Origin of the sequence: Flavobacterium sp. YO12 (genome assembly GCF_004119495.1) — a bacterium.
GTDB lineage: Bacteria > Bacteroidota > Bacteroidia > Flavobacteriales > Flavobacteriaceae > Flavobacterium.
In genome coordinates this window covers 1-801 of the sequence record NZ_NRQU01000147.1, presented here as the reverse complement: position 1 = coordinate 801, position 801 = coordinate 1, and the positions used below count along the sequence as shown (strand labels likewise).

Below are 801 nucleotides of genomic sequence, written 5' to 3'. Positions count from 1 at the left end.
TTCTACTACTAAATGAGTTTACTTTACACAGATGCGTCAGGCGCAACAAAAAGTGGTGAAATATTAGTGAAAATTGTAAAAGGAAACGAAACGATTACCACATTAACTAACAATAACGATGGTACATATACTTATCTAAATGAGACAGGAGAAAATCCAGTAACTATTAATGTAGTAGGAGACGTTGCAAACAATTTTGAATCAATCATAAACAATCCTGCAGTAACGAATGTACTTAACAATTTTGTTACTAAGTCAGAAGGTACGGTATCATTCAATTCTACCACTAACGAATTTACTTATACAGATGCGTCAGGTGCAACAAAAGTGGTAAATATCAACGAAATTGTAAAAGGAAACGAAACGCTGACAACCTTAGAGAAAAACGCAGCCAACGATGGAAAATATGTTTATAAGAGTGAAAATGATACAGAAACTACAATCGATGTTGTAGCCGATGTAATCAATAACTCCAGCACAATTTTAAGCGATCCTAAGTTTGTAACTGAATTGACTCAATTTGTAGACGCAAAAGAAACGGTTACAACAATAACAAACAACAATAACGGAACCTATACTTATGCAAATGAGGCAGGAGACAATGTTACTATTGATGTAGTAGGCGATGTTGCAACTAATTTTGAAACAATCATAAACAATCCAGCAGTAACAAATGTTTTAAACAATTTTGTTACTAAGTTAGAAGGTACAGTTTCATTCAATTCTACAACTAATGAGTTTACTTATACAGATGCTTCAGGCGCAACACAAGTGGTAAACATTAATGAAATTGTAAAAGGG

General features: G+C 33.3%; 1 pseudogene. It reads left to right on the top strand.

What is annotated here, in order from left to right:
• Positions 1–12 precede the first annotated feature (12 nt).
• Positions 13–801 (top strand): annotated as a pseudogene (locus BOW55_RS20690) (hypothetical protein); the annotation flags it as partial.